This is a genomic window from Actinoplanes sp. NPDC048967 (genome assembly GCF_040649415.1).
Classification (GTDB): domain Bacteria; phylum Actinomycetota; class Actinomycetes; order Mycobacteriales; family Micromonosporaceae; genus Actinoplanes.
In genome coordinates this window covers 74809-94249 of sequence record NZ_JBEZFL010000015.1, presented here as the reverse complement: position 1 = coordinate 94249, position 19441 = coordinate 74809, and the positions used below count along the sequence as shown (strand labels likewise).

Annotated in this window: 20 protein-coding genes; 12 read left to right on the top strand and 8 right to left on the bottom strand. The window is 73.1% G+C overall.

Features of this window, described 5'->3' with window-relative positions; all coding sequences use genetic code 11:
* Positions 1 to 202 precede the first annotated feature (202 nt).
* Entirely contained in the window at positions 203 to 622 is a 420-nt protein-coding gene (locus AB0C12_RS41775; RefSeq protein ID WP_360556526.1) for a DMT family transporter, read from the top strand.
* Between the two features lie 360 nt (positions 623 to 982).
* Here the strand turns inward: AB0C12_RS41775 and AB0C12_RS41770 are convergent, their stop codons facing one another.
* Positions 983 to 1738: an NIPSNAP family protein gene (locus AB0C12_RS41770; RefSeq protein WP_360556524.1), complete on the bottom strand. Its 756-nt coding sequence runs from the start codon at positions 1736 to 1738 to the stop codon at positions 983 to 985.
* Between the two features lie 41 nt (positions 1739 to 1779).
* Between AB0C12_RS41770 and AB0C12_RS41765 the strand changes: the two genes are divergently transcribed.
* A complete protein-coding gene (locus AB0C12_RS41765) occupies positions 1780 to 2265 on the top strand; it encodes an Rrf2 family transcriptional regulator (RefSeq protein WP_360556523.1) in 486 nt (161 codons plus the stop codon).
* A 19-nt stretch (positions 2266 to 2284) separates the two neighbouring features.
* On the opposite strand, the gene AB0C12_RS41760 is transcribed toward AB0C12_RS41765, so the two are convergent.
* A complete protein-coding gene (locus AB0C12_RS41760) occupies positions 2285 to 2776 on the bottom strand; it encodes an Lrp/AsnC family transcriptional regulator (RefSeq protein WP_360556522.1) in 492 nt (163 codons plus the stop codon).
* Positions 2777 to 2887: 111 nt separating this feature from the next.
* Here AB0C12_RS41760 and AB0C12_RS41755 point away from each other — a divergent pair, with 111 nt between their 5' ends.
* A complete protein-coding gene (locus AB0C12_RS41755) occupies positions 2888 to 4264 on the top strand; it encodes an amino acid permease (RefSeq protein ID WP_360556521.1) in 1377 nt (458 codons plus the stop codon).
* A 300-nt stretch (positions 4265 to 4564) separates the two neighbouring features.
* The gene (locus AB0C12_RS41750; RefSeq protein WP_360556520.1) at positions 4565 to 5512 is read left to right on the top strand and encodes an LLM class F420-dependent oxidoreductase; all 948 of its coding nucleotides are present in this window, start codon (positions 4565 to 4567) and stop codon (positions 5510 to 5512) included.
* Here the strand turns inward: AB0C12_RS41750 and AB0C12_RS41745 are convergent.
* The 3 genes from AB0C12_RS41745 to AB0C12_RS41735 all read right to left on the bottom strand — a co-directional run bounded on the left by AB0C12_RS41745 (position 5505) and on the right by AB0C12_RS41735 (position 7048).
* Positions 5505 to 6062, bottom strand: a complete 558-nt coding sequence (locus AB0C12_RS41745; protein WP_360556518.1) for a hypothetical protein — start codon at positions 6060 to 6062, stop codon at positions 5505 to 5507. The two genes, AB0C12_RS41750 and AB0C12_RS41745, sit on opposite strands and share 8 nt — an antisense overlap.
* 9 nt (positions 6063 to 6071) lie before the next feature.
* A complete protein-coding gene (locus AB0C12_RS41740; protein ID WP_360556516.1) occupies positions 6072 to 6281 on the bottom strand; it encodes a hypothetical protein in 210 nt (69 codons plus the stop codon).
* Between the two features lie 125 nt (positions 6282 to 6406).
* Positions 6407 to 7048: a hypothetical protein gene (locus AB0C12_RS41735; protein ID WP_360556514.1), complete on the bottom strand. Its 642-nt coding sequence runs from the start codon at positions 7046 to 7048 to the stop codon at positions 6407 to 6409.
* A 178-nt stretch (positions 7049 to 7226) separates the two neighbouring features.
* On the opposite strand from AB0C12_RS41735, the gene AB0C12_RS41730 reads away from it, so the two are divergent.
* Both AB0C12_RS41730 and AB0C12_RS41725 read left to right on the top strand, forming a co-directional pair.
* A complete protein-coding gene (locus AB0C12_RS41730) occupies positions 7227 to 9308 on the top strand; it encodes a GAF domain-containing sensor histidine kinase (RefSeq protein ID WP_360556512.1) in 2082 nt (693 codons plus the stop codon).
* Positions 9305 to 9955 carry a response regulator transcription factor gene (locus AB0C12_RS41725; protein ID WP_360556510.1) on the top strand — a complete coding sequence of 217 codons (651 nt, stop codon included), beginning with the start codon at positions 9305 to 9307 and terminating at the stop codon, positions 9953 to 9955. The genes AB0C12_RS41730 and AB0C12_RS41725 overlap by 4 nt, the downstream gene beginning before the upstream one ends.
* Positions 9956 to 10054: 99 nt before the next feature.
* On the opposite strand, the gene AB0C12_RS41720 is transcribed toward AB0C12_RS41725, so the two are convergent.
* Positions 10055 to 10780 (bottom strand): hypothetical protein, encoded by a 726-nt coding sequence (locus AB0C12_RS41720; RefSeq protein WP_360556508.1) that lies wholly within the window; start codon positions 10778 to 10780, stop codon positions 10055 to 10057.
* 185 nt (positions 10781 to 10965) lie between these two features.
* Between AB0C12_RS41720 and AB0C12_RS41715 the strand changes: the two genes are divergently transcribed.
* Complete coding sequence (locus AB0C12_RS41715) at positions 10966 to 11409, top strand: hypothetical protein (protein WP_360556506.1); 444 nt, start codon at positions 10966 to 10968, stop codon at positions 11407 to 11409.
* Between the two features lie 157 nt (positions 11410 to 11566).
* Here the strand turns inward: AB0C12_RS41715 and AB0C12_RS41710 are convergent, their stop codons facing one another.
* The gene (locus AB0C12_RS41710) at positions 11567 to 12268 is read right to left on the bottom strand and encodes a DUF5317 family protein (RefSeq protein WP_360556505.1); all 702 of its coding nucleotides are present in this window, start codon (positions 12266 to 12268) and stop codon (positions 11567 to 11569) included.
* Positions 12269 to 12399: 131 nt separating this feature from the next.
* On the opposite strand from AB0C12_RS41710, the gene AB0C12_RS41705 reads away from it, so the two are divergent.
* A complete protein-coding gene (locus AB0C12_RS41705; protein WP_360556503.1) occupies positions 12400 to 14454 on the top strand; it encodes a prolyl oligopeptidase family serine peptidase in 2055 nt (684 codons plus the stop codon).
* Between the two features lie 6 nt (positions 14455 to 14460).
* Here the strand turns inward: AB0C12_RS41705 and AB0C12_RS41700 are convergent, their stop codons facing one another.
* Positions 14461 to 14997, bottom strand: coding sequence for a PadR family transcriptional regulator (locus AB0C12_RS41700; RefSeq protein WP_360556501.1), 537 nt, complete (start codon positions 14995 to 14997; stop codon positions 14461 to 14463).
* Positions 14998 to 15080: 83 nt separating this feature from the next.
* On the opposite strand from AB0C12_RS41700, the gene AB0C12_RS41695 reads away from it, so the two are divergent.
* From AB0C12_RS41695 to AB0C12_RS41680, 4 genes are all read left to right on the top strand, one after another.
* Positions 15081 to 15578 (top strand): hypothetical protein, encoded by a 498-nt coding sequence (locus tag AB0C12_RS41695; protein ID WP_360556500.1) that lies wholly within the window; start codon positions 15081 to 15083, stop codon positions 15576 to 15578.
* An 84-nt stretch (positions 15579 to 15662) separates the two neighbouring features.
* Positions 15663 to 16127 carry an SRPBCC family protein gene (locus AB0C12_RS41690; protein ID WP_360556498.1) on the top strand — a complete coding sequence of 155 codons (465 nt, stop codon included), beginning with the start codon at positions 15663 to 15665 and terminating at the stop codon, positions 16125 to 16127.
* Between the two features lie 212 nt (positions 16128 to 16339).
* The gene (locus AB0C12_RS41685; protein ID WP_360556497.1) at positions 16340 to 17890 is read left to right on the top strand and encodes a pectate lyase; all 1551 of its coding nucleotides are present in this window, start codon (positions 16340 to 16342) and stop codon (positions 17888 to 17890) included.
* Positions 17891 to 18319: 429 nt separating this feature from the next.
* Positions 18320 to 19441, top strand: a complete 1122-nt coding sequence (locus AB0C12_RS41680) for a radical SAM protein (RefSeq protein WP_360556496.1) — start codon at positions 18320 to 18322, stop codon at positions 19439 to 19441.

The following is a 19441-nucleotide window of genomic DNA, read 5'->3' as shown; positions in this document are numbered from 1 at the left end:
GCCGCGCCCGGAGCCGGGCCACGAGCCGCGCCCGGAGTCGGGCCTCAGGCCGCGCCCGGAGCCGGGCCACGAGCCGCGCCCGGAGTCGGGCCTCAGGCCGCGCCCGCAGCCGGGCCACGAGCCGCGCCCGCAGTTGCGCCCCGAGCCGCGCCCGCAGCCGCGCCCCACCGCGCCGGCTGGATCGTCCTGGGCCTGATCGCCGGTGCGGCTTTGCCGGTCCAGGGCGCGGCCAACGCCGCCCTGCGCACAGACCTACGCCTCCCACTCGCCGTCGGCACGGTCAGCTTCATCGTCGCCACCCCTGGCCATCACCGTCGTCTTCGGCCTGCTCCGCGCGGCCGGCCGGACACCACCATTGCGGGTCCGACCGCTCGCCGCGATGCCTCGCTGGGGCTGGCTCGGCGGCGTCGCAGCCGCCGTCTACGTCACTGTGACGTTGCTGCTCATTCCCCGGATCGGCGCGGCCACAACGGTCACTCTGGCGGTCACCGGTCAGCAGCTCGCCCCGGCGGTCATCGACCACTTCGGACTGTTCCGGCTACCGCCGCGAGCGCTGACCAGAACCCGTTTCGGCGGCCTGGCGGCCCTGGCCATCGGCTGCGCCCTCGTCCAGTTCGCGTGAACCTGAAAGGAGCACCTCATGAACGCAGCACCGATCGGGTACACGCCGGCCCGCAAGCGTTGCTCGACGCCGGCGCCACCTCGCTCGGACCTGGCCCTTCCCGGCCGGCGACCTGCCCGGCCAACTCCACCGGATCGCTTCCGCTCGGGCCGGGTTCGGCTGCGCTGCGGCTCGGGCCGGGTTCGGCTGCGCTGCGGCTCGGGCCGGGTTCGACCGCCCTGGGGCGCGGGCCGTGATCGGCTGCGCTGCGGCTCGGGCCGGGTTCGACCGCCCTGCCGCTCGGGCCGGGTTCGACTGCGCTGCGGCTCGGGCCGTGATCGGCCGCCCTGCCGCTCGGGCCGGAATCGGCCGCGCAGCCGCTCAGGCCAGGACCGGCCGCGGATGGCGCGACGTAGCCGTCGGCTCAAGGCGCATGAGCTCGACGTCCCCAAGCCGCTCGGCGAGCCGCTGCCACCCGGCATCCGCACCGAGCCGCTTCTCCGCTTGCGACCACTGCTCCCACCCGGCGAAAACCGCCAGCGCGACCACATGGTTGCCGTCGCGCACCGGCAGCCGGGGGAACGTGTTGGCGCTCGGCTCGGTGCGCCACATGGCCACCGGCACGCCGAGCACCCGCTCGAGCGTTTCGTGTCCGCGGCCGGTCACCGCCGCCTCCAGATCGGAGCCGGCCGGCAGCGACCACGCCAGAGTGATGGCCCACGCCGGGTCGGCCGTCGGTCCCGGCGCTCCGGCGGCAGCCGCGGGACCCGGGCGGTGGGCCGGCGAGGTCGGGCGCAGCAGCAGCACATCATCGCTGTCGATCATGGTGGCGTTGGCGGCGTCCCGATGCTCCTGCCACACCGGCCCGAGGTAGAAGTCCTCCAGCGCCTGGTGGCGTTGCGCCATGGATGTGAAGCCGCGGAACCATACGAAACGATCCGGGTCGTCCCGGTCCCGGAACTGCCCGCCCAGCCGCATGCCCGACCGCTCCTGCCCGTCGACGAACCACCGCTGGAACATCTCCTGGAGCTCGTCGAACGTGCCCGGCCGCAGCGTGTACCGGCGCATCTCCACGACGTCGCAGCCGGCCAGGTCGGCGGCCACGGCGTTCTGCTGATCCCGCACGGGTTCCCCCATCTGTAACAATGTGTGTTACTCATTATGGGGGGAGGCCACCCATGGCCGGCAACAGTCGTCTCACCGTGGCCGTGCACGCCCTGTGCTGGCTCGCGCTGGCCCGGCGGCACGGCCGTCCCGGGCTGACCAGCGACCAGATCGCCGCGAGCCTGGACAGCAACCCGGTCGCCGTACGCCGGGCACTCGGGCCTCTGCGCGACGCCGGCCTGGTCACCGCCGACCTCGGCCCCGGCGGCGGCTGGTCGCTGGGCCGGCCGGCCGGCGGCATCACGCTCGCCGACGTGTACGCCGTGATCGAGCCGGGCGCCGTCTTCGCGCTGCACCCGCACCGGCCGAGCCAGGAATGCCCCGTGGGCTACGGCATCGGACCGGTCCTCGGGGACATCTACGACGGGGTGGCCCGGGCCGTGGCCGGCGAGCTGTCCCGCCACACGATCGACCACCTGCTGGACACCGTGCTGCACACGCACCCCCTGCCCACCGAGTGGACCGGGATACCTGATGCGGGCGTCCGGCCGGCCCGGTGACCAGCCGCCGCCGGGGCGTCTAGCGGTCGTCCCGGCGCGGCGCGAGGTGGTCCAGCGGCAGCGGCCCCCGGCTCTTGACGGTACGGATGGCGAAAGTGCTGCGCGCGTCGATGACGGACGGGATGGCGAGGATGCGGTCCAGCAGCAGTCGCTCGTACGCGGCGAGGGTCGGCACCGCCACCTCGACCAGGAAGTCCGAGTGGCCGGAGATGACGTGGCAGGCGACCACGCCGGAGATGGCGGTCAGGGCGCGTTCGATCCGCTCGGAGGTCTCCTGCGAGTGCCGCTCGGCCTTCAGCTCGACGAACACGGTGAGCTCCAGCCCCAGCCGGGCGCGGTCCAGCTCGGCCCGGTAGCCGGCGATGATCCCGTTCTCCTCCAGGGCCCGCAGCCGGCGCAGGCACGCCGACGGGGACAGCGACACCGCGTCGGCCAGGTCGACGTTGGCGATGCGTCCGTCGTGCTGAAGCCGTTCCAGGATCGCGCGGTCGGTGGCGTCGTACAGTGGCATTCGCACATTATGGCGTGCTGCGCCGTTTCAGCGACATAATTGTGCACCGGAAGACCTTCGCGGCGACATCTTTGCCATCGCGTGCGGTCGGGTACGGAACAAAATTGCGGCATGAAGCTCAGCGTCACCCGGGGCGTGGCCCTGTACGTCGGTGCCCTGCTCGGCCCGGGTCTGCTCGTCCTGCCCGGACTGGCCGCCGCGGCCGCCGGCCCGGCCTCGATCCTCGCGTGGATCGGCCTGCTGATCCTGTCCGGTCTGCTCGCCGTGGTCTTCGCCGCCCTGGGCGTGGCCCGGCCCTCGGACGGCGGGGCCGCCACGTACGTGCGGGCCGGGCTCGGGCCGCGGGCCGGTCGCGCCGCCTCCTGGTGCTTCCTCGCCGGCATCATCACCGGAGCACCCGTCGTATGCCACATGGGCGCCGGTTACCTCGCCGCCCTGCTCGGCGCCGGCCGGGAGGCCACCGCGCTGGCCGGCGCCGGCCTGCTCGTGGTGGTGCTCGCCGTGACCATGTGCGGGGTACGGGCCTCGACGACGGTGCAGCTCGCGCTGATCGGTGTGCTCGTCGTCGTGGTCGTCGTGGCCGTCGCCGGCGCGGTGCCCAGCTCGGCCGCCCGCAACTGGCAGCCGTTCGCGCCGCACGGCTGGCCGGCCGTCGGGTCGGCGGCCGCTCTGCTGATGTTGTCCTTCGTCGGCTGGGAGGCGATCGCCCCGCTCACCGCGCGGTTCCTCGATCCGCGCCGGCAGCTGCCCAAGGTCATCGGTATCGCCTTCGCGGTGACGACCGTCGTCTACCTGTCGCTGGCCGCCGTCACCGTCGCCGCGCTCGGCTCGCGCGCCGGCACGGAGGTGCCGCTGGCCGCCCTGCTGTCGCTGTCCTTCGGCTCCGCGGGCTCGGCCGTGGCGGCGGGCGCCGCGATCGCCCTGACCGTCGGCACGACCAACGCGTACTTCACCGGCGGCGCCACCCTGGCCCGGACCCTCACCGCCCCCGGCCGCCGGCGCTGGGCCGACCGCCTGGTCATCCCGCCGTGGCTGCTGACCGTCATGCTGGCCGCCGAGCTCGTCGCGACCTGGCTGCTCGGCACCGGTACGGTTCCGGTCTCCGCCATGGTCACCGTGCCGAGCGCGTTCTTCCTCGCCGTCTACCTCGGCTGCACCGTCTCCGGCTGGCGCACCCTCACCGGAGCACCGCGCGCCGTCGCCGCCGTCGCCACGGTGGCCGTCGCCGCTGTCCTGCTCCTCACCAGATACGCCCTGATACCGGCCCTGCTCGTGACGGTTGCGACGGCGATGTGGCCGGCCGGTCGCACGGGCATGGTCACGCCCCGGCCCGGAGCTGCCGGTCGAGGAAGTCGACGACAGTGCGAGCCAGGGCGGTCCGGTGATCGGACAGCGCGAGTTCGGTCCCGAAGAGCCGGTGTTCCAGCCGGTCGACCGGAAAGTCCCGGTGCAGCACCAGCGGGTGGTGATGCGTGTCGACCGGCGTGACCGGGCCGGCCGGCCCGTGCCGACGAGCACAGCACCGGCCGGCCGGCCGCGGCGCGAGCTCACCCAGCCGCCACGCCGGGCCGGCGGCCTCCATCGCCCGCACGAGTCCCGCCGGCAGGTGCAGAACGCCCGGCGGCGTGTGGCCGCCACCGGCGAACCGCACCGCGGGCGTGGTGGCCGCCGGCGTGCGGGACGGCGGGAAGTCCGCCTCGGAGGCGGCCGCCATGGCGATTCCTTTCCGGTGCGCGCCCGGTCGGTACTACGCAAGCACCGGCATCCGAGCGGAAGGACCGTCGTACCGTGGCCCTGACTTTCAGTATTTTTCTTCCCACCGGTTTCGGGCAGGAGTTCGCCCGCTTCACCGACCCGGTCCGGGCCTACGCGACGCTGACCGGGATCGCCCGCGCGGCGGACGAGCTCGGCTACGGGACGCTGTGGGCGCCCGACCACCTCACCACGATCCCGCCGTCGGCGGAGATGCTCTTCGAGTCCTGGTCGGTGCTCACCGGCCTGGCCCGCGACACCACCCGGATCCGGGTCGGGCAGCTGGTCACGGGCAACAGCTACCGCAACCCGGCCCTGCAGGCCAAGATGGCGTCCACCGTGGACGTTCTCTCCGGCGGCCGGCTCACGCTGGGCATCGGCGCGGGCTGGTACGAGCCGGACTACATCGGGTACGGCTACGAGTTCGGCACCGCGGGCGACCGGCTCCGGCGGCTCGGCGAGGCAGCCCAGATCATCCTCTCGCTGTGGACGGAGAAGGAGACGACCTTCGACGGCAGGTACTACCAACTGCGCGGCGCGGTGAACGAGCCCAAGGGGGTCCAGTCCCCGCACATCCCGCTGATGATCGCCGGCGGCGGCGAGAAGGTCACCCTGCGGCTGGTGGCGAAGTACGCCGACGCCTGCAACGTGATGGATTCGCCCACGGTCCTGGCGCACAAGTACGCGGTGCTGCGCGCGCACTGCGACGAGGCCGGGCGGGACTACGACAGCATCCTGCGTACGGCGACGACCGTGTGCATCATCCGGGACACCGACGCGGAGGCCCGTGCCGCCGTGCCGCCCGGCATGGAGTTCGCCTATCCGGGCGACCTGGGTGGGTACGGGCTCGTCGGGACGGTGGACACGGTCCGCGAGCGGATCGCCGCCTACGAGGCCGCCGGGGTCCAGGAGCTCATCGTCGGCTTCGACGATCCGACCGACGTGGCGCAGGTCCGCCGCTTCGCGACGGAATTCCTCAGTTGACCGGCCGCAGCCACGCCTCGAACTCCTCCGGCGTGCTGACGCCGTGCTCCAGCACGGCGGTGTAGATCTCGAAACCGCTCACCTCGTCCGGATACTCCGGACGCCGGTGCCAGACGTCCTTGATGCGCAGGATGGTGAGCCGCTGGGCGGCGGTGAGCGAGGCGGCCAGGTCCCGGTGGTACGCCGTCACGTTCGCGTGGTCGTCGTACAGCCAGACGGACAGATCGACGCGCCACTCGCCGACGCGCAGCGGCAGGTGGAAACGCTCGTCACGCCGCTCGCCGGTGGGCGAGCGTTCCCCGCGTTCGTCGGCGCAGGCGAAGCTGGTGAGGCCGGGCAGCTCGACCGCGCGCCCGAGCAGCCCCAGCACGTCGTGCGGTCCGAACGACGGTCCGCCCAGCAGCATCACGTCGAGGTCGCGCCACACCATCAGCCCGGACACGAAACTGCCGGTCGGCGCGAGCGGCCCCAGGCCGCCGAGCCGGGCCAGCAGCCCGGACCCCTCGGCCTGCAGAGCGGCCTGCCGTTCGAGCAGTTCCCGGTCACCCATGACGTCGCCCTACACCTGCGGGCAATCCCACGCCTTCGCCGCGCTGTGCCGGGTCGGCTGCCCGGCCGCCCACGCCGCCGGCACGTCGTCCGGCTCGGTCACGATCACGAGCGACTGCGCGGCCTCGGGCTGCGCCACCGGGTCCGGGCCGGCGACGACCATCGTGATCACGGCGGCGAGGGAAACGAGTGCGGCACTGACGGCGGTTCTGATCCGCATGGCACAGCTCCTGAGATCTGCGGGCGAGGCGCTCTCCGTGCGTCCAAGATTAGGCGCACCGTACGAGCGGCTGGGAGGACCTGAGGTCAGGGGTATCGGCAGACCCTCCCAGCCCGACGGGGTGATCAGTCGCGGGCGCCGGTGAGGTGCGGGCGCAGGGCCAGGATCAGGCCGAGGCAGCCGTAGCCGAGCGCGGCGTGGGTGGCCCCGATGTACTGGCCCACACCCATGCCGAAGACGGCGAAGGACGGCACGGTCACCACGGCCCAGCTCTCGGCGACCAGCGGCCACGCCCGGGCCGGGCCCCGCCAGCGGCCGGCCACCGCGATCTTCACGCCGATCACGAACATGCCGAGCATGGACAGCGGCCAGAACGCGTCCAGCACCGCCAGCCACAGGTCGTCGCGGAAGGCGGGCACGGCCCCGTGCAGGATCGTCCAGAGCGTGGCCAGGGCGAGCAGGGCGTACTCGACGCGCAGCATGCCCCGGGCGAGCCGGGTGGTGCCCGTGGCGGCGGTCCGCAGCTGGGTGGTGACCAGCGCGAACAGGCTGAACTGGAAGGGCAGCGAGCCGAGGTCGATGAGGGTGATGCCGGTCGGGTCGGTGGTCTGCGGGTTGACCGCGTACATGGTGGCGGCCCAGACCGCGCCGCCGGCGGCGACGAACCAGCCGGTGCGGCGCACGCTCGCCGCGGAGGCGACGGGCCGGTCCGGGCCGGCGGCGGAGACATCGGTACGGGCCGGCACGGCGCTGGTGCTGATCGACATGGTGAGTCCTCTCTGAGTGACGGCGGTGCGGTGTGCGCCGCGACGAGGAGAACTCTGTCCGGGACGCGTCCCGGGCCGGCAGGGCCGCGCGCCCCCGACCCGGTCCCGCGAGTTGTCCCGGGTCGTCCGGGACACCGGTCTCGGGACCGCGGGACTGCTGGGCTGCGACGATGACCCGGTGGAAGAGCACGGACCCGCGCGCCCCGCGCACACCGCGGTCGGCGTGTCGGCCGTCCTGCTGTCGATCGCCGCCACCGTCGTCGCGGTGGTGCTGGACGTCGCCGTACCGGCCACGCACCGCGTCGTCACGGTGCTCGAACCCGGCTCGATCGCCGGTGTCCCCGGACTCGCCCTGACCGTGCCGGGTGCCCTGCTGCTGCGTCGCCGGCCCCGCCACCCGCTCGCCTGGGTGCTGCTCGTGACCGGGGTGCACTGGAGTCTCGACGGGCTCGCCTCGTCCTGGCTGGCCTACGCCACGCTCACCGATCCGGCCCGGCCCGGCGCCGCCCTCGCCTTCTGGGTCTACCAGCGGCTGGGTGCCGCGCTGCTGCTGTCGCTGCCGGTGGTGCTGCTGCTCTACCCGTACGGGCGGCTGCCGCGCGGCCGGTGGCGGATCGCCTCGCTGATCGGGCTGGCCAGCACCGCGCTGCTGCCGCTGGTGCTGCTGCTGGTGCCCTCCGGGCTGGCCCAGGCCGACGCGGGCGGCCCGATCCCGCCGCCGTTCGCCGGGCTCGATCTCGACCTCACCACGGTGTGGCTGCCCGACGGTGTGTGGACCGCCCTGCTCGGTGTGGCCGGTGCGCTGGTGCCGGTCAGCCTGGTCGTGCCGGTCGCAGTGGTGGTGGGCCGGTACCGCCGCTCGGCCGGCGACCCGCGGCTCCGGGCCAGGATGCGCTGGCTGCTGTGGGCGGCCGTGGTCGCCGCCCTGGTGATGCTCTCCACCCTCGTGCTGCCGGCGGCGTGGACGTCGGTCGGGCTGACCACCTCGGTCGCGCTGACCGGGATCGCGCTGGTGATCGGCATCGTGCGCCCGCAGCTCGTCGACATCGACCGGCTGCTCGGCGGGACGGTGCTCTACGGCGCCCTGGCGGTCAGCGTGCTCGCCGTCGACGCCTGCGTCCTCGGCCTGACCAGCGCCGTGCTGGGCGAACGGCTCGCCGAACGGGACGCGGCGGTGCTGGCCCTGCTCGTGGTGGCCGCCGGGTACGGGCCGCTGCGGCACCGGCTGTGGCTGCTCGTGCGGCGGGTCGTGCTGGGCCGGCGCGACGACCCGTACGGTGTCGTCGCCGGGCTGGCCGAGCAGCTGGAACGCTCCGACAGCCCGGAGGACCAGCTGCTCGCGGTCGCCCGCAGCGTGGCCGAGGCGTTCCGTTCGCCGTACGTGTCGGTCGAGGTGGACCGGGCCGGCGGGGACCGGATCGTCGCCGCGCACGGGGAACCGCCCGCGCAGACCCAGGTGCTGCCGATCACCTACCGGGGTGAGGCAGTCGGCCGGCTGGTGCTGCCCCGTGGTGGCGCCCGGGCCGTGCTGTCCGCCCGCGACGAGCGGCTGCTCGGTGACGTGGTGCGCCAGGCCGCCTTCGCCGCGCGTACCGCCCACCTGGCCCGTGAGCTGCAGCGCAGCCGGGAGCAGATCGTCTCCGCCCGGGAGGAGGAGCGCCGCCGGTTGCGCCGCGACCTGCACGACGGGCTGGGCCCGGCGCTGGGCGGGGTGGCGCTGCGTATCGACGCGGCCCGCAACCTGGCCGTGCGCGACCCGCAGCAGGCCGACGACCTGCTGCGCCAGGCTCGCGACGACGTCGCGGCGGCCCTGGCCGACGTCCGGCGGCTGGTGCACGACCTGCGCCCGCCGGCCCTGGACGACGTGGGACTGCTCGGCGCGGTACGGCAGCAGGCCGCCCGGTTGCGCGCGCCGGGGCTCAGCGTCACCGTCGACGGCGGTGACGGGCTCGGCACGCTGCCGGCGGCGGTCGAGGTGGCCGCGTACCGGATCGCCTCCGAGGCCCTGACCAACGTGGCCCGGCACGCGGGCGCGCGCACCTGCCGGGTCCGCCTGGAGGTCACCGGCGGCGACCTCGTCGTCGAGGTGGCCGACGACGGCGCCGGCATCCCGGCCGGCACCCCCTCCGGGGTGGGACTCGTGTCGCTGCGCGAACGGGCTGCCGAGCTGGGCGGCGACTGCCGGATAGAGTGCCCCGACGAACAAGGCACGGTGGTCCGCGCGCGGCTGCCGCTCGCTGTCGCGGAGGTGGGCACATGACCGACGGGCCGGTACGGGTGCTGGTCGCCGACGATCATCCGATCTTCCGGGACGGCCTGGCCATGCTGCTCACCTCCGTGGGCGGCGTGGAGGTGGTCGGCACCGCGGCCAACGGCGCCGAGGCGGTCACGGAGGCGGTCCGGCTGCTGCCCGACGTGGTCGTGATGGACGTGCAGATGCCCGAGCTCAACGGGGTGGAGGCGACCCGGCGGCTCGCGTCGGAGGCACCCTCGGTGGGTGTGGTCGTGCTGACCATGTCCGAGGACGACGGCACGGTGTTCGCCGCGGTCCGGGCCGGCGCGCGCGGCTACCTGGTGAAGGGCGCCGAGCAGGAGGAGATCGTCCGGGCGATCACCACGGTGGCCGCCGGTGGCGTGATCTTCGGGGCCAGCCTCGCGGTGCGCATCGCCGAGTTCTTCGCCGCCGGCCCGCCCGCCCCCACGGCGGCGTTCCCGCAGCTCACCGCCCGGGAACGCGAGATCCTCGAGCTGCTCGCCGCGGGCCGGTCGAACGGCCAGATCGCCGCGGCGCTGTACCTGTCACCGAAGACGGTCCGCAACAACGTCTCCAACGTGTTCGCCAAGCTCCAGGTGGCCGACCGGGCCGAGGCGATCGTCCGGGCCCGCGAGGCCGGCCTCGGCCACTGACCCCGTCACCGTTCCGGCGTCAGGACATCAGGTCGACGAGGGCGTCGCCGTCCGCGGTGCGCCGGAGCCGGACCTGGCGGCCCCGGCGGTCCCGGACGATCAGCCCGGCCCGCTCCAGCTGCGCGCAGTGGTACGTCGCCGTGCCGGGCGAACAGCGCAGCCGGCCACCGGATACCCGATCCAGACGAGGTCGTCGCGGTCGATGCTGAAGACGGACGCGCGGCTGCCGGAGACCAGCGGCACCAGGGTGACCGGCCGGTGGCCGAGGTCGGCGACCACCGGGTTGGGATCCGGTAGCAGCATCGTGGTGCCGTCGAGGCCGGTGCGCGGGCTCAGCCCGGACAGCACGGCGTCGAGCCGCCCGGTGACCGCGGCGACGCCGACCCGTTCGGTCTCGCGATCGAGTAGCGGCCGGGCCCGCCGCCAGACCGGCGCGAACGCCTGCCAGAGGCCGCGCAGCACCGCGGCGTAGTCGGCGATGAACCGGCGCGGATCGTCGACCACCGGCTGCCACTGCGCCGGCACCGCGCCGCCGAAGTCGCTCTCCAGCTCGGCGGTGAGCCGGTCCGGTGGCAGCTCGGTCAGCTCCTCGATCATCGCCTCGATGCCGGCGCCGGGGAACGTCCCGGTCATCGTGACGCTGTCGGGCACCTGCGAGTACGCCGGGGTGAACAGCGGACCGACCACCCGCGCGGTCACCGCCGGCGCGGACGCGCGCAGGGCTCGCCGCCAGTGCGGGGGCACCCCCTGCGGACGTTCACCCAGCACGTCCGCGAGCAGCGACATCAGCGTGGCGCCCGCGTGCGGCACGACGGAGACCGACACCGCGTCGATCCGTCCGAGTTGTAGCCGCGTCCTGCCCCGCACGTGTTTCCCCCGCCCGCCGTTCCCCCTCGGTGGCACCGCCGACCCTGGCCGACAATTCGACGTCCTTCGAAAGGCTGGTGCCGCGTACCACGCCGCGGCGAGGCTGGACCGGCACTGTCCACTGAGGTACTTCACATGGGGGAATGACGATGCGTTTCCTGCGTGAGCGGATCCTGACCGCCGCCGCCCTGCTCGGGATCGTGGGGTCGCTGGTCGCCGCCGGGCCGGCCCGGGCGGCGCCCAGCGTGCTCAACCTGAGCCAGGTCAACGAGACGACGAACCGGACGACGCCGGTGGGGCAGTACACCACGAAGTTCGGCGTCACCATCGAGCTGCGCGCCGGCTGGTACCAGGGCTTCCAGTACGGCTGGGCCCGGGTCAGCGCGAGCAGCCGGTGGCGCGCGGACGACGTGATCTGGCTGCGGATCTACCGCAACGGCAGCCGGGAGTTCGTGCACGGCACCCGCAACGACGGCAGCCAGACCTCCACCCACACGTTCGGGCAGATCACGCTGGCCGACCCGAACTACCGGTTCTCGGCCTGCCTGCAGCGCGGCAACGACTACGACTGCACCGCCGAGTGGTGACGCCGTCCTGAACGGGGAGCCGGCCCGGCCCGTGGCCGGCTCCCCGTGGCCGGTCAGCCGCCGTGCTCGTGCGGTGCGCCGATCGTGAAGAGCAGCAGCGCCACGGTGGCCAGCGCGCAGACGGCGATGACGACTTCGCGCCATCGGACGGTCCGGGTCATGGGTGTCCTCCGCTCGTCAGCTTCCCTCGGTCATCGGTGCGCCGATCGTGGTGAGCAGTGTCGCCAGGGCCGCCACGGTGAGGATCGCCGAAGCGAGACGCTGCCAGGTCCAGGTGTGGATCATGATTCACCTCCTCCGCGTCGCCGCTCTCGGATACGGGACCGTCCCGCCGCCGCCGGCGCATCGCGAGGGCGACGAGCGCACAGGCGCCGGCGCCGATCAGGATGTCGCCGGGGCTGATGACCGCGCGCAGCGGCGGGACGGGGATGGTGTCGCCGAGCACCGCCAGCCGGGTGTGCTCGTGCGCCGGCTCGTTCTTTGCCGTCACGACCCCGGCGGTGAGCCCGGCGGCCCGGGCAGCGGCCGGTTCGTACGGCATCCGGCCGTTGCCGGCGATGGCCAGCCCGTTGAGGGCGGCGCCGATCATGATCACGGCCGCGGCGGCCCGCAGCGGCTGCGGCCAGCCGGCGATGCCCACGGCCAGCCAGGCCAGCACGGCGAGGAAGACCACCGCGAGCAGCGGCAGCTTCCCGGCGACGGTGTTGTGGATGAGCTGCACGGCCGCCGCGACCCACACCAGCCAGAGGGCCCTCGTTGCGAGAATGCGCAGCCCGGCGAGGCGCCCACCGAGCAGACCGCCGAGGGCGACACCCGCGGCGGGCGGGGCGGTCGTCAGCAGCACCATCCGCATCGACATGATCGGGCCTCCTGGATCGCCGCCGGTGCCCTCGATCCTCGGCCCGGCCGGGCCGGTCGACCAGGCAGGCACCCGGCAGCCGACCGGCAATCCGGGCACGCACGAAGCCGGGTCAGCGGAGAGACTGGGGCATGACTTCTTCGTTTCCCGCGCTGGTCGCCCGCACCCAGGGATTCACGCTCGGCCGCCCGCGCCGGTTCGCGGTGGCCCCCGACGGCTCCCGGGTGCTGTTCCTGCGCTCACGCGGCGGGACCGACCCGGTGGGTGATCTCTGGTCGTACGAGGTCGCGACCGGGACGGAACGCCTGCTGGTGGACGCGACGGCGCTGGGGGCGGCCGACGGCGCGCCACTGTCCGAGCGCGAGCGCGCCCGGCGGGAACGGGCCCGGGACCGGTCCGCCGGCATCGGTTCCTACGCCACCGACGCCGCCGTGCGCACGGCCGTGTTCACTCTGGCCGGCCGGCTGTACGCGGTCGACGTGGCCTCCGCCGAGGTCACCGACCTGGGCGCGCGGGAACCGGCCGCCGAGGCCCGGATCGACCCGACCGGCCGCACGGTCGCGTACGTGTGCGAGGCCGAGCTGCGGGTGGTCGGCCGCGACGGCAAGGACGACCGGCCCCTGGCCGAACCCGACGGCCCCGAGGTGACGTGGGGTCTGCCCGAGCACGAGGCGTCCGAGTCGATGGACCGGTTCGAGGGCTACTGGTGGGCGCCGGACGGCCGGGGCCTGGTCGCGGGCCGGGTGGACAACACCCCGGTGCAGATCTGGTACGTCGCCGACCCGGGCCGCCCCGAGCAGCCGCCGACCGCGGTGCGCTACCCGTCCGCGGGAACGCCGAACGCCGACGTCAGCCTGCACGTGCTCGGCCTGGACGGCAGCCGGACGCCGGTGGTCTGGGACCGGGCCGAGTTCGAGTACGTGACCCGGGTGGTCTGGGACGCGACCGGGCTGCTGGTGGTCGTGCAGAACAGGCGCCAGACGGTGCTGCGGGTGCTGGCCGTCGATCCCGCGACCGGCGCCACCACGGTCCGGCAGGAGAACACCGACCCGGATTGGACGACGATCGTCTCGGGCATCCCGGCGCACACCGCGTCGGGAGCCCTGCTGTGGAGCGTGGACGACCGCGACAGCCGGCGGCTCACCGCCGACGGCGTACCGGTCACGCCGCCCGGCCTGCAGCTGGACGAGGTGCTCTCGGTCGACGGCGACACCGTGCTGTTCGCGGCCCGGCAGAATCCCACCGAACGGCACCTGTGGACCTGGTCGGCGGCGGCCGGCCCGGCCCGGATCACCACGGTCCCCGGACTGTACGGCGGGCGCCGCGCCGGTGATGTGACCGTGGTGGACGCGCAGACCCTCGACGGCGAGACGGTCACCGTCGACGGCCGGGAGCTGCGGAGTCTCGCGGCTGAACCGCCGGTCCGCCCGGCGCCGCGGCTCCTGACCCTGGGGGAGCGGGACCTGCGGACGGCGGTGCTGTTCCCCACCGGTCACGAGCCGGGTGCGGCCCGGCTGCCGGTGCTGATGGACCCGTACGGTGGCTCGGCCGCGCAGCGGGCCGTCGCCGCCCGCTCCCGGTACTGGGCCGCCCAGTGGTTCGCCGACCAGGGTTTCGCGGTGATCGTCGCGGACGGCCGCGGCACGCCCGGACGTGGACCCGGCTGGGAACGCGCCCGCGCCGGCGACCACGCCGGCCCCCGCCTGCAGGACCAGGTGGACGCGCTGCACGCCGCGGCCGGGCGGTTCCCCGACCTGGACCTGGACCGGGTGGGCATCCGCGGCTGGTCGGCCGGCGGCTACCTGGCGGCCCTGGCGGTCCTGCGCCGCCCCGACGTGTTCCACGCCGCGGTCGCCGGCGCCCCGGTGACCGACCAGCTGCTCTACAGCTCCCACTGGCAGGAACGCACGCTGGGCCTGCCGGCCGAGAACCCCGACGGGTACGCGCACGGCTCCCTGATCGCCGACGCCCCGCAGCTGCGCCGGCCGTTGCTGCTGGTGCACGGCATGATCGACGACAACGTGCTGCCGGTGCACACGATGAAGCTGTCCGCGGCGCTGGTGACGGCGGGCCGCCCGCACACCGTGCTGCCGCTGCCGGGCGTGACCCACATGGGCGCGTCGGTGCCGGGCCTCTGGGAGTACGAGCTGGCCTTCCTGCGGCAGTCCCTCGGCATCGCCTCCTGACGCCGCTCAGCCGCCGGCGATCGCCGGCGGCAGGTCGTCGAACCAGGCCAGCATGGCCCGCTCGTACGCGAGCCCGAACGCCAGCGTGGCCACCGCGTACGGTTCGGCCTCGGCCGCGCCGGGCGGCAGCTCCGCGTCGATGTGCTCGTACGCGGCCAGCCGGGCGGCGTGCGCCTCCCGGTGCCGGGCGACGACGCCGGCCAGCTGATCCGCCGGGACGTGCCGGCCGAACATGATCGTGAGCAGCAGCGGGAAGCGGATCGTCTCCGGCTCGGGCTCCCGGGAGACCCAGGCCGTGAACGCCGCCCGGCCGGCGTCCGTGATCGCGTACGGGCGCCGGTCCCGCCGGCCGCGTTCCTGCGCCTCGACCAGCCCGTCGGCGGCCATGGCGGCCAGCTCCCGGTACACCTGGCTCTGGGTGAGCGACCAGAAGTCACCGATGCGCGACTGGGCCGTGGCGACCAGGTCCCAGCCGGACATCGGTCCCTCGTGCAGGAAGCCGAGCAGCGAGGCGGCGGTGGCGTTGAGCGGACGGGATGGCATGGACACCTCCTTGACATGTCATTGTGTCAGGTCGCACGATGGTGCCCTCGACATTCCACTTAGACAGGTCACGGGGGCAGGGCATGGACTGGTGGCATCCGGCGCTCATAGCGGTCCACGCCACGGCGGGAGGCCTCGGTCTGCTGCTCGCCGTGCCGGTGATTCTGGCGCCCAAGCGGCGGGGCCGGCACCCGGTGCTCGGCCGGGCCTACGCGGTCAGTGCCGCGGTGTTGTGCCTGACCGCGTTCGGCCTGGTCGCGTACGACCCCGGGCGGCTGGTGGGCCTGGCCGTCCTGGGCACGCTGACCGCGGTGTGGGTGGGTGGCGGGGTCTGGCTGGCCCGCCGGCGGCCGGTGCTGGGCGGGTCGCCGTACGCGTGGCGGGTCTGGCATCTGAACCTGATGGGCAGCAGCGTGATCTCCTTCGTCACCGCCTTCCTGGTGCAGATGACGCGGGGCAGCCTGATCGCCTGGATCGCGCCGACCGTCGTCGGCACCGTGATCATCGCGCGGGCCAATCGCCGGGAACTGGCCCGGCAGGCTCCGGCCCGGCCGGGCGGCCAGGGTGTGCCGGTGGGCTGACCAGGGTGTGTCACCGGCTCGGTGGATCTTCGGGAACGGGGAGGCTGGCCCCGTCAGCAGAGAACCCGTTCCGAGGAGCACGTCATGGCCACGATCCACCTCAAGCAGACCACCGCGGCGACACCGGAGCAGGTCGTGGCCGCGCTCACCGATTTCGGGCCGGGGCGGGCCGAGCTGTTCGGGAACAGCTCCGCCGAGTTCCTGAAGGTGCATGACCGGGGTGCCGACTGGGCCGATGTCACCGAGGGGTCGGGCGGCATCTGGGAACGCCTGCGCTACGACTGGTCCGATCCGCGCCGCGTTGTCATGACGACCACCGATTCCAACATCTGGGGCGGCGCGTCGGGCCACACCTACACCCTCCACCGGCGGCCCGGCGGCGGGACCGACCTGGACGTCGTGGTGGTGCGCGAGGGCCGCAATCTCAAAGGGCGGGTGGTCGGGGCCCTGCTCGGCACCGTGGGCAAGGGCTTCCTGGGCAAGGCTCTCGGCAACACCGTCAAGGCGATCGAGGCCCGCGCCGGCGCCCCGGGTGGTGGCCGCGGCTGACCCGGCGGCACCGGCTCAGTCGTCATACCGCGGAAACGTCACGGCCGTATGCCCGTAATCCGGACACGACCTTGCCCTATCGACGAACGTCTCTCTATCCTCGCTCCAGGTAAGCGCTTTCCTGGCCCGAGCCGGCCGGCATCTTCGTCGGTGCCGTGGGGCGCTGCACCCTTCCCGGACCCACGGCACATGCGAGGAAAGGTGAGACGAGGATGAGACGAACAGTCGCATTGCGACTCCTGGCGGCACTGGGCACGGCGGCCGTCGGTGGCGCTGTCGCGGTGGCCCTGCCGATGTCCGAGGCATCGGCCGCGACCGGTGGCGTCACCGGCTACGCGACCCAGAACGGCGGCACCACCGGCGGCGCGGGCGGGCAGACGGTGCGGGCCACCACGGGCACCGCGATCCACGCGGCCCTGTGCGGCCGGGCCAGCAGCAGCACCCCGATCATCATCGAGGTGCAGGGCACCATCAACCACGGCAACACCACCAAGGTGTCCGGGGCCAGCTGCAACACCGCCGCCGACAAGATCGAGCTCAAGGAGATCAGCAACGTCACGATCATCGGGGTCGGCGGCGGCGCGGTCTTCGACCAGCTGGGCATCCACATCCGGGACTCCAGCAACATCATCATCCAGAACGTGACAGTCCGGAACGTCAAGAAATCGGGCTCGCCCACCTCCAACGGCGGCGACGCCATCGGCATGGAGAGCACCGTCCGCAACGTCTGGGTCGACCACGCCACCCTGGAGGCCTCGGGCGGGGAGTCGGAGGGCTTCGACGGCCTGTTCGACATGAAGGACAACACCCAGTACGTGACGTTGTCCTACAGCATCCTGCGCAACTCCGGCCGCGGCGGCCTGATCGGCTCCAGCGAGAGCGACCGGTCCAACAGCTTCATCACGTTCCACCACAACTCGTACGAGAACCTCGACTCGCGCACGCCCCTGCTGCGCGGCGGCATCGCGCACATCTACAACAACTCGTACGTGAGCCTGAACGAGTCCGGCATCAACTCCCGGGCCGGCGCCCGCGCCAAGGTGGAGAACAACTATTTCAGGAACTCCAAGGACGTCCTCGGCACCTTCTACACCTCCGAGGCGGGCTTCTGGCAGGTCAGCGGCAACATCTTCGACAACGTGACGTGGTCCGCCCCGGGCAGCGAGAACAACCCCGCCGGCCCCAACCCGCAGAGCAACACCACGGTCAGCATCCCGTACGCGTACACCCTGGACGGCGCCTCCTGTGTCCCGGCGATCGTGAGTCAGACGGCCGGCGCCAACAAGGGTCTGCAGGTCTCGAACGGCAACTGCTCGCCGCAGCAGCCGACGCCGACCACGCCCGGTCCCACGCCGACCACGCCGGCCCCGACCACCCCGCCGCCGACCCAGCCCAGCGGCACGAACCTGAGCATCGGGGCCGGCTCGGACGGCTCCAGCAAGGCCGGCGGTACCGGCTACGGCAACGTCCGCGACGGCGACCTGAGCACCTTCTGGTCCCCGGCCGGCGCGACCGGCTCCATCTCGATCAAGTGGGGCTCCGCCACCACCGTGTCCCGGATCAACATCCGCGAGGCGTCGGGCTCGGCCGGCAGCATCGGCTCCTGGCAGGTCGTCAACCACGCCACCGGCGCCGTCCTGGCCTCGGGCAGCGGGGCGGGCGTGATCAGCTTCGCCGCGACGTCGTTGACCAAGATCACTTTCAACATCACCAGCTCGACGGGTGCGCCCAAGGTCGCCGAGTTCGAGACCTACGCGGGCTAGCGACCGCACGGCCGGTCGCGGGGACGCGTCACCGGTCGAGGATCCTCCGGAACGGGGCCGTCGATCTCGACGGCCCCGTTCGTCGTCGTCGCCGATACGGATGATCGGTGGACCCGGATATGTGCGACAAGCCATGGACACCAGGTCTTGATCGCATTTTCCCAAGATGGTGCCGGCGGCCCGCGGCCGACCATTGAGGAATACAAAGAAGATGACCACACGAACCCCCCTTGACTCTGGCGGCGCGGCCGGAGGATCGTGTTGCTGGCGAGAATGAGCAAATCGCATTCGGACTCCTTCGATGATCCGAATGGCGCAGCCGCCGACATCCTGTGTGCGCGACCGCGGTCGGCCTGAACGGGCGTGTGCCGTCCATCGCCGAACAGCGCGTTGCGGCACAGTTGTGCCCGGCGACGGGAAGGGGCAGAAATGCGTCAGGCCGGCGAATCGGCAGCGGCTGTTTCCGCGCAGGCGCTCAACCGGGCCACGATGTCCTGGGACTTCACCAAGGCGTGCAACCTCGGCTGCGGCCATTGTTCGAATGGTGATGATCGCGCCGCGGCCGGGCGGGACATAGATCTGCCCGCGGCGGCCCATATGCTGGCCGAGTTCGCCCGGCTCGGCGGCAGCCAGTTGCACCTGCTCGGCGGGGAGCCGTTGCTGCGCCACGACTTCCTGGACATCTGCGTCATCGCCGGCAAGTTCGGGCTGCGGACCTCGGTGACGACGAACGGCTGGCTGGTGCCGAAGGCCGACGCGCTGGAGTGGATGGTGCGGAATCTGGCCACCATCACGATCAGCATCGACGGTGGTGGCGCAGCCGTCAACGACCGCATCCGCGGCCGGGGAACCTTCGACCGGGCGGTGGCCGCGGCGCGATGCTACGTGGCCGGACGGGACAGCTCGGCGGCACCGGCGAAATTGAACATCTCGCACGTCCTGTGTGCGGAGAACATCGACGGGCTCGTCCCGATGCTCGAACTGGCCGACGACATCGGCGTCGACAGCATCGCAGTCTCCGTGCTCAAGGAGTACGGCAACGCGTTGCGGCCCGGAGCACCCGGCCCGCCGACGGCGGAGGCCTACTTCCAGGCCATCTGTGCCGCGGCGGTTGCGGCTGACCGCCTGAGGGTGTCCGTGGTGCTGTACGAGATCCCGATGCGCGTCCAGACAGCGTTGCGGGCCCGCTACGGAGACACCGTGCAGTTCGGCGGCGACGCGTACTGCGACACCGGGGAGGGCCAGCTGCGGGTGGCGAGCGACGGGGCGGTCCATCCGTGCTTCGCCGGGACCAAACACCATGACACCGTCCGGGCCGACCCCGTGCTCGTCGACATCAGGCAGCGGCCTCTCGACGACATCGTGTCCGGCTCGTACTTCCGGGACTTCCAGCAGGAGGCGCACGGCCGGCTCGACAACACGCGGTGGGACATCTGCGCGGACTGCGAATTCCTCAAGGACCACAGTTGTTACCCGGGCTGCCCGTTCGCACCCGACAATCTGAAACCCCAATTGTGCGCCAGGCTGGCCCGGAACGGGGCGATGCCATGA